Annotated in this window: 14 protein-coding genes; 5 read left to right on the top strand and 9 right to left on the bottom strand. The window is 70.7% G+C overall.

From position 1 onward, the window contains the following. Window positions 1–129: 129 nt before the first annotated feature. Window positions 130–327, bottom strand: a complete 198-nt coding sequence (locus ACFO6Q_RS19435; RefSeq protein WP_380022834.1) for a YbdD/YjiX family protein — start codon at window positions 325–327, stop codon at window positions 130–132. Then, entirely contained in the window at window positions 324–2,408 is a 2,085-nt protein-coding gene (locus tag ACFO6Q_RS19430; protein ID WP_380022833.1) for a carbon starvation CstA family protein, read from the bottom strand. The genes ACFO6Q_RS19435 and ACFO6Q_RS19430 overlap by 4 nt, the downstream gene beginning before the upstream one ends. A gap of 201 nt (window positions 2,409–2,609) precedes the next feature. On the opposite strand from ACFO6Q_RS19430, the gene ACFO6Q_RS19425 reads away from it, so the two are divergent. From ACFO6Q_RS19425 to ACFO6Q_RS19410, 4 genes are all read left to right on the top strand, one after another. Then, window positions 2,610–3,149 (top strand): ECF-type sigma factor, encoded by a 540-nt coding sequence (locus ACFO6Q_RS19425; protein ID WP_380022831.1) that lies wholly within the window; start codon window positions 2,610–2,612, stop codon window positions 3,147–3,149. 27 nt (window positions 3,150–3,176) lie between these two features. Further along, entirely contained in the window at window positions 3,177–5,918 is a 2,742-nt protein-coding gene (locus ACFO6Q_RS19420; RefSeq protein WP_380022830.1) for a serine/threonine-protein kinase, read from the top strand. 65 nt (window positions 5,919–5,983) lie between these two features. Continuing rightward, a complete protein-coding gene (locus tag ACFO6Q_RS19415; RefSeq protein WP_380022829.1) occupies window positions 5,984–6,253 on the top strand; it encodes a hypothetical protein in 270 nt (89 codons plus the stop codon). Window positions 6,254–6,499: 246 nt separating this feature from the next. Further along, complete coding sequence (locus ACFO6Q_RS19410; protein WP_380022827.1) at window positions 6,500–7,873, top strand: NHL repeat-containing protein; 1,374 nt, start codon at window positions 6,500–6,502, stop codon at window positions 7,871–7,873. 39 nt (window positions 7,874–7,912) lie between these two features. On the opposite strand, the gene corA is transcribed toward ACFO6Q_RS19410, so the two are convergent. The 7 genes from corA to ACFO6Q_RS19375 all read right to left on the bottom strand — a co-directional run bounded on the left by corA (window position 7,913) and on the right by ACFO6Q_RS19375 (window position 15,342). Then, complete coding sequence (gene corA / locus ACFO6Q_RS19405; RefSeq protein ID WP_380022826.1) at window positions 7,913–8,932, bottom strand: magnesium/cobalt transporter CorA; 1,020 nt, start codon at window positions 8,930–8,932, stop codon at window positions 7,913–7,915. Window positions 8,933–9,086: 154 nt separating this feature from the next. Beyond that, a complete protein-coding gene (locus tag ACFO6Q_RS19400) occupies window positions 9,087–10,490 on the bottom strand; it encodes a metallophosphoesterase (protein ID WP_380022825.1) in 1,404 nt (467 codons plus the stop codon). A 182-nt stretch (window positions 10,491–10,672) separates the two neighbouring features. Further along, a complete protein-coding gene (locus tag ACFO6Q_RS19395) occupies window positions 10,673–11,908 on the bottom strand; it encodes a lipoprotein N-acyltransferase Lnb domain-containing protein (protein ID WP_380022823.1) in 1,236 nt (411 codons plus the stop codon). 76 nt (window positions 11,909–11,984) lie between these two features. Next, window positions 11,985–12,827: an HlyC/CorC family transporter gene (locus ACFO6Q_RS19390; protein ID WP_380022891.1), complete on the bottom strand. Its 843-nt coding sequence runs from the start codon at window positions 12,825–12,827 to the stop codon at window positions 11,985–11,987. 147 nt (window positions 12,828–12,974) lie between these two features. Continuing rightward, window positions 12,975–13,499, bottom strand: coding sequence for an rRNA maturation RNase YbeY (gene ybeY / locus ACFO6Q_RS19385; RefSeq protein ID WP_380022821.1), 525 nt, complete (start codon window positions 13,497–13,499; stop codon window positions 12,975–12,977). Window positions 13,500–13,510: 11 nt separating this feature from the next. Next, the gene (locus ACFO6Q_RS19380; RefSeq protein WP_380022819.1) at window positions 13,511–14,371 is read right to left on the bottom strand and encodes an SMP-30/gluconolactonase/LRE family protein; all 861 of its coding nucleotides are present in this window, start codon (window positions 14,369–14,371) and stop codon (window positions 13,511–13,513) included. Further along, window positions 14,368–15,342 (bottom strand): PhoH family protein, encoded by a 975-nt coding sequence (locus ACFO6Q_RS19375; protein WP_380022817.1) that lies wholly within the window; start codon window positions 15,340–15,342, stop codon window positions 14,368–14,370. The genes ACFO6Q_RS19380 and ACFO6Q_RS19375 overlap by 4 nt, the downstream gene beginning before the upstream one ends. 136 nt (window positions 15,343–15,478) lie before the next feature. Between ACFO6Q_RS19375 and ACFO6Q_RS19370 the strand changes: the two genes are divergently transcribed. Further along, window positions 15,479–17,005 (top strand): choice-of-anchor Q domain-containing protein, encoded by a 1,527-nt coding sequence (locus ACFO6Q_RS19370; protein ID WP_380022816.1) that lies wholly within the window; start codon window positions 15,479–15,481, stop codon window positions 17,003–17,005. Window positions 17,006–17,096 lie beyond the last annotated feature (91 nt).

Here is a 17,096-nt window from a genome sequence, read left to right as displayed (position 1 = left end):
GCGCTGCCGAACCTCGCGACGTCATGCCCGCGAACGCGGGCATCCGCGGTGCCTTTCGCGCCGGATTCCCGGCTCGCTGCCGACCGGCTCGCCGGCCGCTCGCCGCTTCGCGATCGACGAACGTCGCGCCTAGCAGCAGCGCCCGCCGCCGCCCTTGTAGCGCGCCAGCTGCCGTTCGTTGAAGAACTCGGCGTAGCTCGGAATCGAGCGCTCGGGATGGTGCGCGCGCAGGTGCGCGACGTAGACCTCGTAGTCCGGCACGCCGATGATCTGGCGCGCGATGCGCACGCAAAGGCGCCAGCACCGCTGTAGCAGCGCCGTACTCACGGCGCCGCTCCGGCCAGCGCGACGTACGGCGTCTCGTGCGCGGTCGGCACCGGATTGCGGCGAGCTGCGAATGCCGCGCGCAGGCCGAACACGACCATCGCCACCACCAGCAGCATGAAGATCACCGCCAGCGTGGCATCGACGTAATCGTTGGTCAGGATGCGGCGCATGTCGTCGATCGACTTCGCCGGTGCCAGCACCTGACCGGCGTCGAGCGCGGCGGAATACTTCTGCGCGTGGGCGAGGAAGCTGACCTTGACGTCGCTGGAGAACACCTTCTGCCAGCCCGCGGTCAGCGTGCAGATCACCAGCCACACGGTCGGCAGCAGCGGAATCCACAGGTACTTGTCGCGCTTCATCTTGATCAGGCAGACGCAGGCCAGGGTCAGCGCGATCGCCGCGAGCATCTGGTTGGCGATGCCGAACAGCGGCCACAGCGTGTTGATGCCGCCGAGCGGATCGACCACGCCCTGGTAGAGGAAGTAGCCCCAGCAGCCGACGCACAGCGCGGTGGCGATCAGGTTGGCGGCCCACGATTCGGTCTTCTTCAGCGCCGGCACGGCCAGGCCGGCCAGTTCCTGGATCATGAAGCGGCCGACGCGCGTGCCGGCGTCGACGGTGGTGAGGATGAACAGCGCCTCGAACAGGATCGCGTAGTGGTACCAGAACGCCATCATGCCTTCGCCGGCGATGACCTGGTGGATGATGTGCGCCATGCCGACGGCGAGCGTCGGCGCGCCGCCGGCGCGCGACAGGATCGAGTTCTCGCCGATGTCCTTGGCGGTCTGCGCCAGCACGTCCGGCGTGATGACGAAGCCCCAGGAGCTGATCGCCTGCGCGGCCGACTCGACCGTGGTGCCGATCAGCGCGCCGGGCGAGTTCATCGCGAAGTAGATGCCGGGGTCGAGCACGCAGGCAGCGATCAGCGCCATGATCGCGACGAAGGCTTCCATCAGCATCGAGCCGTAGCCGACCAGGCGCGCTTCCTTCTCGTTCGCCAGCAGCTTGGGCGTGGTGCCGGAGGAGATCAGCGAATGCCAGCCGGACACCGCGCCGCAGGCGATCGTGATGAACAGGAACGGGAACAGGTTGCCGGCGAACACCGGGCCGCTGCCGTCGATGAACTTCGTGATCGCCGGCATGCGCAGTTCCGGCGCGGCGATCAGGATGCCGAGCGCGAGCAGCACGACGGTGCCGATCTTCAGGAAGGTGGAAAGGTAGTCGCGCGGCGCCAGCAGCAGCCACACCGGCAGCACCGAGGCGACGAAGCCGTAGCCGATCAGCATCCAGGCCAGCTGGCGGCCGTTGAAGTGGAACATCGCCGCCCACTGCGGATCGTGCGCGACCACGCCGCCGAGCCAGATCGAGAGCAGCAGCAGGACCAGGCCGATGATCGACACCTCCATCACGCGGCCCGGGCGCAGGTAGCGCAGGTACACGCCCATGAACACCGCGATCGGCATCGTCATCGCCACGGTGAAGGTGCCCCACGGGCTTTCCGCCAGCGCCTTGACCACCACCAGGGCGAGCACGGCGAGGATGATGAACATGATCATCAGCACGCCGATCATCGCGATCACGCCGGCGGTCGGTCCCAGTTCGGCGCGCACCATCTCGCCGAGCGAGCGGCCGTCGCGACGCACCGACAGGAACAGGATCATGAAGTCCTGCACCGCGCCGGCGAGGATCACGCCGAACAGGATCCACAAAGTGCCGGGCAGGTAGCCCATCTGCGCGGCCAGCACCGGGCCGACCAGCGGGCCGGCGCCGGCGATCGCGGCGAAGTGGTGGCCGAACACGACCCACTTGTCGGTCGGCACGTAGTCCAGGCCGTCGTTGCGGCGCACCGCCGGCGTCGCGCGCGTGCCGTCGAGCCCGAGTGCCTTGTCGGCGATGTAGCGGCTGTAGAAGCGGTAGCCGATGAAGAAGATCGAGGTCGACGCGGCGACCAGCCAGACCGCGTTGATCGTCTCGCCGCGATGCAGCGCGATCGTGCCGAGGCAGAACGCGCCGACTACGGCGAGTGCCGCCCAGGCGAGCTTGGAGAGGGGGCTCGAGGAACCGGCGGCGGCTGTGTTCATGGAGAGGTTCCTGCGCGATGAACGATGCCCGAAAGCGTGTGCCTTCGCGCCGGAGCGGTCAATGCGCGAAGCGCCTAGCGGGCGTTCGACTTTGGTCGAATGATCGCCACCGGCCGGTCTTTTTTTCGCGCGGCGGCCGCGCCGCCTGCCATGGGCGGCGCTGCGCTAGACTGCGACGACGGGGAGCGGATGGTGGGTGCGGTGCATCCAGACGATGAAGCGGGCGCGGCGTTCGAGACCGGCGCGTTGTTCGGGCAGGTCTACGACCGCCTGAAGGCGATGGCCGGGCGAAGGCTGGCCGGCCGCGACCGCCATACGCTCGACACCACGGCGGTCGTCCACGAGCTCTACCTGCGCCTCAGCTCGGGGCGCGATCTGGCGTTCGCGCATCCGGAGCAGTTCTTCGCCTACGCCGCGCGCGCGATGCGCCATCTGCTCGCCGACCGCGCGCGCGACCGCCTGCGCCAGCGCGCCGGCGGCGACTGGGTGCGCACCACGCTGACCGGCAGCGACTGGCGCCTGGCGCTGGAAAGCGCCGAGCAGACGCTGGAACTGGACGAGGCGCTGCAGCGGCTCGAGGCGCTCGACGTGCGCGCGGCGCGCGTGGTCGAGCTGATCTGCTTCGCCGGACTCGACCAGGATCGCGCCGCCGAGGTGCTCGGCGTGGCCCGGCGCACGGTCGCTCGCGACTGGCGCTTCGCGCGCGCCTTCCTCAAGAGCGAGCTCGGCGATGGCACGTGAGGGCGCTTCGCGGCGTTGTGCGCAGGAATGACGAATCCCACGCCGGTGCCCCTGCGCGAACTGTTCGAGGCCGCCCTGGCGCTCACCCCGACCGAACGCGCGGCCTTTCTCGACGAGCGCTGCGCCGACGCCGGCGTGCGCGCGCAGGTCGAGGCGATGCTGCGCGCCGACGAGGGCGCCGACGAGCCGGTGTCGAGCGAGCGGCTCGCGCGAATGGCGCAGGCGCTGGGCGAGGACGAGAACGTGCCGGCGCTGCCCGCCGGCAGTCGCGTCGGCGCGTTCGAGATCGTGCGCGTGATCGGCGAGGGCGGTTCGTCCACGGTATTCGAGGCGCGGCGCGAATTCGAAGGCGCCACGCAGTGCGTGGCGCTGAAGCTGCTGCGGCAGAGCCTGCTCGGCGCGGAGGCGCGGCGGCGCTTCGGCCGCGAGCAGCGTGCGCTGATCGGGCTGCAGCATCCGCACATCGCGCGCCTGATCGAAGGCGGCGTCAGCGACGGCGGCGCCGCCTACATCGCGCTCGAACTCGTCGACGGCCAGCCGATCACCGACTACGCGCGCGAGCGTGCGCTGGACACGCGCGCGCGGCTGCGGCTGTTCGCGACCACATGCCGCGCCGTCGATGCGGCGCACCGCGCGCTGATCGTGCACCGCGACCTCAAGCCGTCGAACGTGTTCGTAACCGCCGACGGCGAGATCAAGCTGCTCGACTTCGGCATCGCCAAGCTGCTCGCCGACGAGGCGGACGCCGAGGCGACGCTGCTGCCGGCGTTCACGCCGGCCTACGCCGCGCCGGAGCAGGCCGCCGGCGGCGCGATCACGACGGCGACGGACGTGTACGCGCTCGGCGTCGTGCTCGGCGAGCTGCTGACCGGCGCGCGGCACAGCCCCGCGATCACGCCGCCGGCACAGAGGAAGCGGCCGGACGCGCTGCAAGCGCAGACCACCGGGCGGCGCCTGCGCGGCGATCTCCAGGCGGTGGTGAGCAAGGCGACCGAAGCCGATCCGGAGCGCCGCTACGCCTCGGCCGGCGCGCTGGCCGACGAGATCGAGCGCCTGCTCGACGGCCGGCCGGTGCAGGCGCAGCCGCAGACGCGCTGGTATCGCGCGCGCAAGTTCGTCACGCGCCACAAGGGCGGCGTCGCCGGCACGTTCGCGTTCCTGGTCGCGATTCTCGCCGCGCTCGGCGTGGCGCTGTGGCAGGCTGGCGTCGCGCGGCGCGAGGCCGCGCGCGTGCACGCCGAGAACCGCTTCATCGCCGGGTTGTTCGATCCGCTGCGCACCGGCGTGCAGGAAGGCGAAGTGCCCACGGTGCGGCAGCTGCTCGACGCGGGCGTCGCCCAGCTCGGTTCGCAGTTCGCCGGCGACGACGCCACGCTGGCCGACCTCGCGCTGCTGTTCTCGCGCGTGCACATCGAGATCGGCGCGCCGGAGGTCGCCTCGGAGCTGGCCGAACGCGCCTACGCGCACGCCCGCGCCGCCTGGGGCGAGCGCGATCCGCGCACCTGGGCCGCGCTGGCCCGGCGCGGTGAAGCGGCCTACTACCTGGATCGCTACGCGCAGGCCACGGCCGACCTGGAGCAGGCGACGGCCGGCATGCGCGCCGCCGGCACGCGCGGCGAGGACTACGCCTTCGCGCTGGAGGACCTCGGCCTCGTCTACGCAAAGACCGGCCGCAGCGCGGAGGCAGTGACGGCACAGCTGGGCGCCTACGAGGTGCTGAAGGATTCCGGCGACCGCATCGAACTGGCCACCGTAATGAACAATCTCGGCGGCGCGTACCTGGCGGCGGGCGATGCCGAAAAGGCACTGCAATGGCGGCAGCGCGCCTACGACTGGCACGTCGCGCACGGCCTCGGCGAGAACCGCGCGGCGCTGGTCGTGCTCGGCAATCTCGCGCGCGTCAAGTTCGGGCTCGGGCGCTGGCGCGAGGCGCTGGCCGATCTCGACCGGTTGCTGCCGCTGCGCGACAAGGTGGCCGGCGGCAACCGCAAGCGCTGGACCGTCTCCACGCAGGCCTGTTCCACCGCCTGCTGGCTGTGGCAGCTGGACAAGGCGCAGGCGTATTGCGAGCGTGCGCTGGCCGACGCGGAAGGAGAGAGCGCGCCGGCGCGGCCGCGCGCGATCGTGCTCGGCTATCGCGGCGCGCTGCGCGTGCGCCAGGGCCGCTATGCCGAGGCGCGCGCGGACCTGGCGGAATCGAACCGGCTGCTGGCGACGATCGAGGGCGACAACGCCGACGCGATCTACGGAAACGCGCTCGACCTGGCGGAAATGGTTCGCGTCGAGGGTACGCCGGACGAGCCCCTCGCCGCGCTGGCGCCGCTGCTGCCGACGCCGCAGAACCAGTCCAAGCGTGCTGCCGTGTCGGCGCTGCTGCTGGCGCGGTTCGCGCTCGCCTGTGCGGAACCCGGCGCGGCGGCCGAGGCCTGCCGCGACGATGCCGCGGCGCGCGCGGAAAACCTGCTGGCCACGCTGCGCGCCGGCCACCCTTACCGTCTGCCGACGGTCACGGCGCTCGCCCTGCGCAGCGTGCGGCGGGGTGATGCGCCGGCTGCGGTCGAACGCCTGCGCAGCGCGCTGGCGGACGGACGATCCGAACTCGGCACGGACCACCCCTGGGTCGGCGAAGCACAGGCCGCGCTGGCCGTCGCCGCGGCGGCGGCGGGCGATTCCGCGCTGGCCGACGAGGCGGGGCGGGAGAGCGAACGCATCGCCGCATTGCTGCCGCCGGACCATCCCTTGCGCCGGCATTTGCAGCGCGCGCGCTGACCGCGCATCGCTCGACGTCGACTGCGATTTCCGCCTGCAGCGCTCGGTGCTGTGGCGCAAACCGCATGGGCACCGCCGATCTGGGCGCGTACGAACGCCAGGCCGTGCAGCCGCTGGTGCTCAACTCGTACTTCGACGCCGACGTGCACCTGTGCACGCCGGTCTTCGCCGGCGTGGCGAGCCGGGATTCCAGCTCGATCGCCGTGATCCTGGTCGCGGTGGAAGGGGGCGCGTCCGCCGAACCACGCACGACCCATGCCTGGTTCGACGGCGTCACGCTGGAGATCCTCGGCGACGACACGATCTTCGCCGACGGCTTCGATCCGCCTCCGTGAGGCGAGGCGGGCGTCCGCGCGCCCCGGCGCGGACGCCCCGCTTGACAGCGCCCGATCCGGGCGCGAGCCTGCGCGGCCAGGGGGAACAGGCCGGGATGCACCGCTTCCGGTCCCGGCCGCCGCCGCGCCTCGGCCTGCCGCCGGGTCGCGGCGAGCGGGGCTTTCGCCGGCATGGCGCAGCGCCCGGGTTTCCTCCGTCCTTCGCCAGCGCACTCTCGAGCGATCGAGGTTTCAGGGGAAACCGTGATGTCCCGTCCGCACCGGCTGCGCCTGCTTTGCGTCCTCGCGGCAGCCGCGAGCGCTTCTTCCGCCTTCGCGCAAGATCCGCTCACCAACATCGACGGATTCCTCGATCCCGCCTTCAACGGCGACGGCCGCCTGCAGGTCACGCACGCGCCCGCCAGCATCTTCACCAACCCGGCGCTGCTGGTGCAGCCGGACGGCCGGTTGCTGATCGGCGGCGCCTGCAAGGCCGGCGAAGACAGCTATCCCTGCGCCGCGCGCCTGCTGCCGGACGGCACGCCGGATTTCGGCTACGGACCCAGCGCCACCGGCGCCTTCGTCTTCAACGAGTTCGCCGGATTCCCGCGCGGCTCGAGCTTCGCCTTCGCGCTGCAGCCGGACAGCCGCCTGCTCGTCTTCGGCGACAACGAGTACGCCACCGCGGCCGGCATGGGTGCGCGCGTCTCACGCGACGGCCAGCTCGAACGCTGGCCCGGCGGCGCGCCGGTGCGTTCGATCCCGCTGTCGGCGCACCCGGCCGAGCCCAGCTCGCGCATCCTCTGCGCGGCCGTGCTGCCGAACGGCAAGATCATCGTGGCCGGCGTGGCGAACCGCGCCTCCAATGCCGGCAACGAGGATTTCGCGATCGCGCGGCTGAATCCGGACCTGACCCTCGACACCACGTTCAATCCCGGCGGCGCGCGGCCGGGCGTGCAGCTGGCGGCGTTCGACCAGGGCGGCAGCAACCGCGACCAGGCCCTCGCCGTGGCCGTGCAGGCCGACGGCAGGATCGTCGCGGTCGGCATGGTCGAAGCACCGGCGGCGTACCACGGAGGCGCCGTGCGCCTGAACGCCGACGGCAGCCTCGACGGCAGCTTCGGCAGCAGCGGGCGCATCCTGTTCAGTCCGGACCTGCTCGCCGCGCTGAGCGCGGTGACGATCGACCGCCGGCAGCGCATCGTGGTGGCCGGCAGCGCCGGCGACTTCGACAATTCGGACATCTACGTCGCGCGCCTGCGCGCCTCCGACGGCGGCTTCGACACCTCGTTCGGCGGCACCGGCGCGGTGCGCTACGGCGGCCCGGACCTCGACCGCGCCAGCGCGGTGGCGGTCCAGTCCGACGGCAAGGTCGTGGCCGCCGGCACCTACGGCTACAACCTGTTCGGCGTGGTGCGCTGGCGTGAAGACGGTACCGTCGATCCGCGCTTCGGCGTCGGCGGCCTCAGCACAGGTTCGTTCGCCGCGAGCGGCCCGACCTGGACCGACACCGTCACCGCGCTGGCCCTGCAGGACGGACGCCCGCTGCTCGCCGGCATCAGCTCGATCACGACCGAGATCTCCTACATCGGCGTGGCGCGCCTGACCGCCGATGCCATCTTCGTCAGCGGCATGGAATAGGTTTCGAGGCTTCGAATGGGCAATGCGCGGGCGCGGCCGCTACAGCCACTTCGCGCGCTTGAGCACCCAGTACAAGGTGGCGCAGATGCCGGCGGTGACGCCGATCATCGCCGGATAGGCCCAGGGCTGGTCGAGTTCGGGCATGTGGTGGAAGTTCATGCCGTACCAGCTCGCCAGCAGGGTCGGCGCGGCGAGCAGCGCGGCCCAGCCGGCGAGGCGCTTGACCACTTCGCCCTGCGCCACGGTGACCAGCGACAGGTTCACGCTCAGCGCGGCCGTCAGCATCTCGCGCATCGTGTCGGTGGATTCGTTGATGCGCGCGGCGTGGTCGTAGACGTCGCGGAAATACGGCCGCACCTCGTCGCGGATCAGCCCCGGATACTGGCGCACCAGCTGGTTCAGGATGTCCTGGATCGGCGCGATCGCCAGGCGCAGGGTGACCAGTTCCTTCTTCAGCTCGTACAGGCGGCGGATCGTCTCGCGCTTGAAGGTGTCCTGGAAGACTTCCTCCTCCAGCTCCTGCAGCTCCTCGCGGAACTCGCGCACGATCGGGAAGAAGTTGTCGACGATGAAGTCGAGCACCGCGTAGACCGAATAGCTCGGCCCCAGCGCCATCAGGTCGGGGCTCTGCTCGCAGCCGCGCCGCGCCGTCGCGTAGGACAGCGAGGCGCCGTGGCGCACGGTCACGATGTAACGCCGGCCGAGGAAGATGTGCGTCTCGCCGAAGGCGATCTTGCCGTTCACCGTCTGCGCGGTATGCGTGACGATGAACAGCGAATCGCCGTAGACCTCGATCTTCGCGCGCTGGTGGGCGGCGTGCGCGTCTTCGACGGCGAGCTCGTGCAGGCCGAATTCCTGCTGCAGCTTCTCCAGCAGCTCCTCGGTCGGCTCGCGCAGGCCGACCCAGACCCACTGGTCCGGCGTCTCGAGGATGTCGCTGATCTCCTCGATCGTGATGTCGCGCAGCTTGCGGCCGTCGGCCGAGTAGGCGACGCAGTTGACGACCATCGGATCCTTGCAGGTCGGATCGGTCGGGAGATTCGTCGCGTAGAAGCCCATGGGCGGATGATGCCGCTTCGGACATGACAACGGCAATCCGCGTCGGCGGCCCGCCGGCTGCGGCGTTCAGCTGCCGTCGAAGCCGTCGGCGCAGAGGCGGTCGGGCAGCCGTCGGAGGCGCGGACGGGCGCCAGGTCGGCCGCCCGGCTGTGCGTCAGCGGACGAAATCCAGATCCGTGACCCGCACGTCGTACTCGGGGTACTCGGTGGCGGTCTGCGGCGCGTAGATCCAGCTGGCGGCCGTGTCGGCGGCGGTATCGATCTCGACGATGCGCACCGGATTGGTGGGGGAGTGGAACGACTGCAGGAACGACGCGATGCGGTTGCCGTGCACGCCGGTGTCGGTGCGCGACGCCGCCTGTCCGGTGTGCCCGCTGAACACGAAGCGCACGTTGGGGTACTGGCCGACGAGGTTGTCGTACAGATAGCGCGGGCTGTTGGCGCCGTAGCCACCGTTGCTGGTGGAAATGCTGCCGTCGCCGTCGAGATACATGTGGGTGACCACGATGACGTTGTGCGCCGGATGCGCGGCGACCGCCGATTTCGCCCAGTCCACCACCGCGGTGCGCGGCCACAGCTCCAGCGACAGCACCATCCAGCCCACGCCGCCGGCCTCGAACAGCGTGTAGTAGTTGTCGAGCTTGCCCGGCTCCATGCGCTCGGTGACGGCGAAGCGGTCGCCGAAGTACTGGTTGAACAACGGCAGCAGGCGCACGTTGACGATCGCGCTCTCGCCCGGGCAGGCGCTGCCGCCCGCGCACACCGCGCGCGTGTCGTGGTTGCCGGGCGTGTAGGCGAACGCAATGCCGGCGTTCTCCAGCGGCACCACGCCGGAGACGGCGACCTGGTACTGCGGCTCGTCGCGCTCGCCCCAGTTGGTGACGTCGCCGGTGTGCAGCACGAAGCGCAGGTCCAGGAGCTGGCGGTTGTCGGCCAGCCACTGGGCGCGCCCGACGTGGCGTGCTGCCGGCGCGCCGGGAAAGACTTCGTTCTGCGTGTCGGGCAGGACTGCGATGGAGAACGTCGTGTCCACCGGTGCAGCGGCAGGTTTGGCATGGAATGAAACGCCTTCCGCCGTCCATCCCTGCGCCAGCAGCGCACTTCGCTCCGCGTCGCTGAACGCGTGGCGATGCTTGTTGCCCTTGAGGAAGCGATGGACCGGTTGGGTGCAGCTGGCGGGCTCGGGCGAGACGTAGAAGTCCGTGCCCTTGTCCGCATAGCCGTAGTTGGCCACCGCGCCGGCGATCTCGGCCGGGTTGGTAATCCACACGAAGTCGTTGCTGCTGCCGTTGTAGAGCCGGTGCGCGGCGACGAGGCCGGAGGCCGGCGTGCGCGAGGCGAGGACGGGCGTGCCGCGGTCGTCGGTGAATCCATGGTTGGCCGCGGCGCTGTCGGCCTCGCTCTGCCACGGTGTGAGCAGATTCGCCTGCGAGCTGGGATTGACCCGGTGATAGATCGGGTCGTCGAGTGCCGCGCAGTCGGGCGCGGCCGCGGCAATCCGTGGTATCCATGCGATCGCCAGCAGCGTGGCGCTGAACATCTTCCTGATCGCGATCATCGCTCGCTCCTCCGTGCGGCACTCGCGTTTACGCTACGCCGGCGCGGGCCGCGCGAACCGTGATCGGTTCTGCAGCCTGCGCGATCGGCAGCGCGGAGGTCGAGCCAGGAAAGCGCCCGCCGTCGCAGTCCGCGCAGCGGGTCGCGTTTCGCGCGAAACGGCGGAGCGGCTGTCGCCGGTCGTCAGCCGGCGCGCGCGGTTCGTATGCGTCCCAGCCCCAGCGCGAGCGCGAAGTGCAGCGGCAGGAACAACAAGATCCAGTGCAGGTTCTCCTGCACGAACCACGGCAGGATCTTCGAGAACAGGGCGAAGGCGGCGCCGAGCATGATCAGCCAGGCGAGGATGCGCGCCCAGCGTGGCGCGGGACGGCGTGCGCGCGCCGCGCCGATCCAGGCCGGCACGAGCAGCAGGCACAGCGGATTGAGCAGCAGCAGGTTCTCGTTGCGCCAGGCGGAGACGTGATCGCTGCCGAACCACAGGAACAGCAGGGCCAGGCCGCCGATGCCGCACAACGCCTGGAAGAGGGCGGCGAAGATCGCCAGCGGCACGCGCGTGGCGGCGCTGCGCCGGCTGGCCAGCCACAGCAGCAGCGCGCCGAGCGCTAGACCGATCAGGAACAGCGGCCAGCGCAGGTCCGGCGGCAGGGCGGGTGGCTGCTCGATTTCGCCGGCCGCGACGACGTGCTCGTTCGTGACCAGCGGCCGCTCGGCGCCGGCCGCGTCGGCGATGCGCATCTCGCCGATCACGTGGCGCAGCGTTTCCGGCACGAAGCTTTCCTGCCAGTAGTCCAGCCGCTGGTCCGCGAACGGCCCCAGGCCGAGATCGATCAGCAGCATCAGCGCACGCTGCGGCGCCATCAGCCGCAGCGCGTCGAGCCGGTAGGTGTAGCCGCGCGAGCGCCCTTCGCTCTGCGCGCGCAGGGCGCCTCCGAGCGCGCGGTCGAGCGCGTCGCGCACGCGCGTGGAGCAGTTCGCGGTGAAGTAGTCGTAGCGGTACAGCGCGTTCTCGGGGTGCGCGTTCCATTCCAGGAACTGCGCCAGCGCGTTCGCCTGCTCGGCCGACAGGTCCAGCCGCTGCTCGACGATCTCGCGCCGCTCGGCGCGGTACATCGCGATGTCCTCGGCCAGCTCGTCCGCGGCGATGCGGTAGCGCATGCGTCCGCGCGCGAAGTTGGCGAGGAAGTCGCCTTCGGCGAAATCGAAGATGCCGTAGTTGTAGGCCACCGCCTCGCCGTCGCCGTCGCGCACGACGATCGCGTTGTGGCCGAAGCGCTCGAAGAAGATCGGGCCGGGGCCGATGGTCAGCAGGCTGACGCTGGGCGGGGAATCGGGAATGGGGAATGGGGAATCGGCAGAGGCAGGGTTAGAAGGAGCTTGCGCGCTTGCGTCAGCGACGAATGCGAAGACGAACAGAAGCATCAGGCAGGCGATGGTGGTCCGGCCGCGAAAGCCATGCTTTGCCGATTCCCCATTCCCCATTCCCGATTCCCGGCCCCTACGCCTCATGCACCCGCACCGAGAACTGCAGCACGCGGCGCGCGTCGGCCTTCGTGATCTGGAAATGGAAGCCGGCGAACACGGCTTCCTCGCCGACTTCGGGCAGGTGGCCGATCTCGGACGTGACCATGCCGCCGACGGTGTCGAATTCCTCGTCGCTGAAGTCGCTGCCGAAGCGCTCGTTGAACTCGGCGATCGGCGTCAGCGCGTTGACCAGGAATTCGCCGTTGGCGCCGGACTGGATCAGGGTCTGCTCGTCGTCGTCGTCGTCGTGCTCGTCGTCGATGTCGCCGACGATCTGTTCGAGCACGTCCTCGATCGTGACGAGGCCGGCGACGCCGCCGTATTCGTCGACGACGATCGCCATGTGGCTGCGCGAGAGGCGGAACTCCTTGAGCAGGATGTTCAGCCGCTTGGATTCGGGAATCATCGTGACCGGCCGCAGCAGCGGGCGGATGTCCTGCGCACTGCCCTGCTGCATGCAGCGCAGCAGGTCCTTGGCCAGCAGGATGCCGAGGATCTCGTCCTTGTCGCCGGCGTGCACCGGAAAGCGCGAGTGGCCCGATTCGATGACGATTTCCAGCACCTGCGGGAGCGGTGCGTCGATCGGCAGCGAGACCATCTGCGCGCGCGGCACCATGACGTCGGCCACCGTGAGTTCGGCGACCTCGATCGCGCCCTCGACCATGGACAGGGTGTCGTTGGAGAGCAGACCGTTGGTCTGCGCGTGCCGCAGCTCCTCGATCAGTTCCTCGCGGCTCTGCGGTTCCCCCGAGAGCGCCTGCGTGATGCGCTCGAACCAAGATCGCGGCTGGGGGGTACTGGGAGGGTCCTCGCTCATCTCTACCGGCAACATGCCCTCGCGGGCGGGCCGGCAGTGTAGCAAAAGCGGTTTACCGCATCGCTGCAGCGGTCCGCGGCGCCGGATCGGCCCGGAATGCGGCGTTCGAAAGCGCCGTCCGCGGACGCGCAGGGCGGTTCGGAAGGCTCAGTGGCCGGCGTACGGATCGGCGATGCCGAGCGAGGCCAGCACCGCGCGTTCCAGCGCCTCCATGCGCTCGGCGTCCGCGTCGGTCTCGTGGTCGTAGCCGAGCAGGTGCAGCACGCCGTGGATGGTCAGGTGCGCGTAGTGGTCGCGCGGTGCCTTGTGCTGCTCGCGCGCCTCGCGCGCGACCACCGGCGCGCAGACGACGAGATCGCCGAGCAGGCCGGAATGCTCTCCCGGCGCGGCCTCGTACGGAAAGCTCAGCACGTTGGTGGCGTAGTCGCGGCCGCGGAACTCGCGGTTGTAGCGGCGTCCGGCGGCGCGGCCGACGATCAGGATGTTCAGTTCGGTCCAGTGGTGCGGATGGCGAAGGTCGGGAATGGCGGCGATCCAGCGCTCGAAGCTGCGCAGCAGCGGCACGCCCTTGCGCCCGGCTTCGTTGCGGACCCAGACGGACAGCTTCAACGGCGGCGCGGACGCGCGTCGCGGTTTCGCAGCGGCCGCGGTCTTCTTGGTACGCGTGCGCATCGGCGTCGCGCTCAGCGCTCGAAATCGTCGGCGAACGCGGCCGCTTCGCAGCCGGTCGCGTGGAAGCCGATGGCGTCCGCATTGGACTGCGGCACGGCGATCTCGCCGCCGATCCGGTTGTAGTCGATGTCGGCCGGCCCCGACAGGCCGTCGGCGATCACCTCGGCCGCCGCGGTCGGCGGGTCGGACGCGAACGGCGGGTCGAAGCGGGCGAGGCAGCCGCCGTTGTCGCAGGACCATGCCGCCACGAAGATCCGGCCGGCGCAATCCAGCGCGATGCCGTCGATGCTGCCGAGCTGGGTCTGGATCAGCGTCGCCGGAGTCGGACTTCCGTCGAGCGGGATTTCCAGGATCTTCGCGTTGCCGGTCCAGGTGGCGACCAGCAGGCGATTGCCGGCACGGTCGTAGACCAGACCGTTCGGTGTCTGCGCGGTCGGCGTCAGCTCGCTCTGCACCGGCGCCGCGAGATCGGCGACGTCGACGCGGTGGATCTTCTTCGCGCCGAAGTCGCTGAGATAGAGCGTATGCGCGCCGTCCGAGGTGATGCCGTTGAGGAACGAAGCGCCGTCGATGGCGAGGTCGAGCACCGGCTCGGCGCTGTCGACGTCGTAGCCTTTCAGGTGCCCGGAATCGAGTGCGTACAGCACGCCGCCGAGCAGCTCGATGCCGTACGGCGAGGCCGGCGCGTCGGTGAACGTGCTCAGCGTGCCGTCGGGCGCGCGCTGAAGGATGCCGCCGCCGGTATTGCCGATGAAATAGCGGCCGCTGCGCGGGTGGAACTCGATGCTCTCGGGGCCGTCCAGGCTCTGCGCCGCGGCGCCCGCGGCCGCGCACGCGAACAGCACGGCGACGGTGGCACTCCGGATCATCATCGCGCCTGCTCCTGCTCGCGCGCCTCGTAGGCGTGCACGATGCGCTGCACCAGCGGATGGCGCACGACGTCCTTGGCGGTGAAGAACGTGAAGCTGACGCCTTCGACCTCGCGCAGCACGTCGATCGCGTCGCGCAGGCCGGATTTCACGTGCTTGGGCAGGTCGGTCTGGCTGATGTCGCCGGTGACGACCGCGACCGAGCCGAAGCCGATGCGCGTGAGGAACATCTTCATCTGCTCGACCGTGGTGTTCTGCGCCTCGTCGAGGATCACGAACGAATCGTTCAAGGTGCGCCCGCGCATGTACGCCAGCGGCGCGATCTCGATCACGTTGCGCTCGATCAGCTTCATCACGCGCTCGATGCCGAGCATCTCGTACAGCGCGTCGTACAGCGGGCGCAGGTAGGGATCGACCTTCTGCGTCAGGTCGCCGGGCAGGAAGCCGAGCTTCTCGCCGGCCTCGACCGCCGGCCGCACCAGGATCAGCCGCTGCACGCGGTTGTCGTTCAGCGCGTCGACCGCCATCGCGACGGCGAGGTAGGTCTTGCCGGTGCCGGCCGGGCCGACGCCGAAGTTGATGTCGTGCGTGGCGATCGCGTGCAGGTAGCGCGTCTGGTTCGCGCCGCGCCCGCGCACGGTGCCGCGCTTGGTCTTGACCGCGACCTCCTGCGCGCCCTCGGTCGCGCGCGCCTCGGCGGCGAGGATGCCCGATTCGGACAGGTGCAGGTTGACCTGCGGGCCGGTCAGGGTTTCGTGTTCGGTGGCTGCGTACAGCTCGCGCAGCGCACGTTCGCCGAGCCGGATCGCCGGTTCGCTGCCGCTGAGGCGGAACACGTTGCCGCGGCTGGCGATTTCGATGCCCAGGCGCAGCTCGATCTGGCGCAGGTGTTCGTCGAACGGCCCGGCCAGGTTGGCCAGGCGCTCGCCGTCGTCGGGTTCGAGCGTGAAGTCGTGGTGCGGGGTCTTCGTCATAGGCGCGCGAGGGTAGCGCGCGCTATCGGGCCGCGCAAAGGCAGGGGCGGCCCTCCGCGGCGGCGGAATGTCCGCTTTGCGCGGCGCTGCACGTATCCGGGTCAGACGGGCCGACGGCCCGGCGCGGGAGTGCGACGTGAAGCGGAAAATCGAAGGCGCAGGTGACCGCAGGTCGCGACGCGCGTGCGGGCGGCTGGCACCGCTGGCCGTGGCGCTGGGACTGGTGCTTGCGGGCGAGGCGGCGGCCACCGAAGACGGCGTGCAGCGCGCCGTCGCGCGGGCGCTCGACGATCCGCGCCTGCTCGCCGCGCACCGTCTGGATCGCCTCGACCAGGAGGCACTGGCCGCCGAATACGGGCTCGAATCCTTTCTGCCGCCGCCCGCCGCGGCGGCGCTCGCGGTCGGCAACTGCAACGACACCGGCCCCGGCAGCCTGCGCGAGACGATCGCCCAGGCGGCGGACGGCGAGGTGATCGACCTGCGCGGGCTCGCCTGCAGCACGATCACGTTGACCTCCGGCCAGATCGCCGTGCCGCGCAACGTGTCGATCCTCGGCCCGGGACCGTCGGCGCTGACCCTCCGCGCCGGCCAGGCCAAGTACGACAACCGCATCTTCAACCACACCGGCGGCGGCTCGTTCATCGTGCAGGGCGTGCGCCTGGCCGACGGCATTTCCGCCGGCTCGGCGAACGCGCCGAGCGCGAGCGGCGGCTGCATCGCCTCCAACGGCACGCTCACGCTCGGCAACGCGCTGTTCGTCGGCGTGCCCTCGCTCGGCGTGGTGCTCGACCACTGCCGCGCGATCGCCTTCGACGACGGGCAGGGCCGCGGCCTCGCGGCGGGCGGCGGCGCCTATGCGCCGCGTCTGGCGCTGATCAACAGCACCATCACCGGCTGCGAGGCCAGCGCGCACGGCACCGGCCTGCGCATCGACGGCGGCGGCGGTGCGTTCGGACGCTACAGCCTGGTGATGCTGGCCAGCACGCTGCGCGGCAACCGCGAGAGCGGGACGAAGTACGGCGGCGGCGGCGCCGCGGCGACGGCCGCCACCACCCCGCACCAGATCGTCGCGTCGACGATCGAAGGCAACAGCGCCGGGCAGGGCGGCGGCCTTGCGTTCGGGTACGCGGCGAAGATCCGCAGCAGCACGATTTCCGGCAATCGCGCGGCCGGCGGTGCCGGCGTCATCGCCTTCGGCATCTCGCAGCCGAACGTGCTGGTCAGCAACAGCACGATCACGGCGAACGTCGCCAGCAGCGATTCCGGCGGCGCCGGCTTCTACATCAACAACGGCGCCTCGCTCGATCTGCAGAGCACCATTGTGGCCGGCAATTTCCGTGCGACCAGCGTGCCGGACGACCTCGGCGGCGGAGGCACGCTCACCGGCGCCAACGCCTTCATCGGCGTGGCGCCGGTCGCGCTGCCGCTGCCGCCGGGCAGCGTGACCGGCGACCCGCGGCTCGCGCCGCTCGCCGCCAACGGCGGCCGCACGCGCACGCATGCGCTGCGGCCCGACAGCCGGGCGATCGGCTTCGGCAACAACGCGGCCGGCGAGCCGTTCGACCAGCGCGGCGCCGGCTTCGCCCGCGTGGTCGGCGCGCATCCGGACATCGGCGCCTACGAGTTCGACCCGGACCGCATCTTCGTCGACGGCTTCGATTGAGGCGGCGCGTGCCCAATCGCGATGCGCCGTCTTCGTCCAGGGCGCGTGGGAGTGGCGCTCGCCCATGGCTTGAGCCACAGTGGGCGAACGG

This window comes from Dokdonella ginsengisoli, assembly GCF_042652785.1.
Classification (GTDB): domain Bacteria; phylum Pseudomonadota; class Gammaproteobacteria; order Xanthomonadales; family Rhodanobacteraceae; genus Dokdonella_A; species Dokdonella_A ginsengisoli.
This window is presented reverse-complemented; position numbering and strand designations above follow the sequence as displayed.

Excerpts from the sequence above, each read along its gene's own strand:
- ACFO6Q_RS19390 (WP_380022891.1), bottom strand. The coding sequence starts at position 12,827 with ATGAGCGAGGACCCTCCCAGTACCCCCCAGCCGCGATCTTGGTTCGAG.
- ACFO6Q_RS19430 (WP_380022833.1), bottom strand. The coding sequence starts at position 2,408 with ATGAACACAGCCGCCGCCGGTTCCTCGAGCCCCCTCTCCAAGCTCGCC.
- ACFO6Q_RS19395 (WP_380022823.1), bottom strand. The coding sequence starts at position 11,908 with ATGCTTCTGTTCGTCTTCGCATTCGTCGCTGACGCAAGCGCGCAAGCT.
- ACFO6Q_RS19415 (WP_380022829.1), top strand. The coding sequence starts at position 5,984 with ATGGGCACCGCCGATCTGGGCGCGTACGAACGCCAGGCCGTGCAGCCG.
- ACFO6Q_RS19410 (WP_380022827.1), top strand. The coding sequence starts at position 6,500 with ATGTCCCGTCCGCACCGGCTGCGCCTGCTTTGCGTCCTCGCGGCAGCC.
- ACFO6Q_RS19420 (WP_380022830.1), top strand. The coding sequence starts at position 3,177 with ATGACGAATCCCACGCCGGTGCCCCTGCGCGAACTGTTCGAGGCCGCC.
- ACFO6Q_RS19380 (WP_380022819.1), bottom strand. The coding sequence starts at position 14,371 with ATGATGATCCGGAGTGCCACCGTCGCCGTGCTGTTCGCGTGCGCGGCC.
- ybeY (WP_380022821.1), bottom strand. The coding sequence starts at position 13,499 with ATGCGCACGCGTACCAAGAAGACCGCGGCCGCTGCGAAACCGCGACGC.
- corA (WP_380022826.1), bottom strand. The coding sequence starts at position 8,932 with ATGGGCTTCTACGCGACGAATCTCCCGACCGATCCGACCTGCAAGGAT.
- ACFO6Q_RS19375 (WP_380022817.1), bottom strand. The coding sequence starts at position 15,342 with ATGACGAAGACCCCGCACCACGACTTCACGCTCGAACCCGACGACGGC.
- ACFO6Q_RS19400 (WP_380022825.1), bottom strand. The coding sequence starts at position 10,490 with ATGATCGCGATCAGGAAGATGTTCAGCGCCACGCTGCTGGCGATCGCA.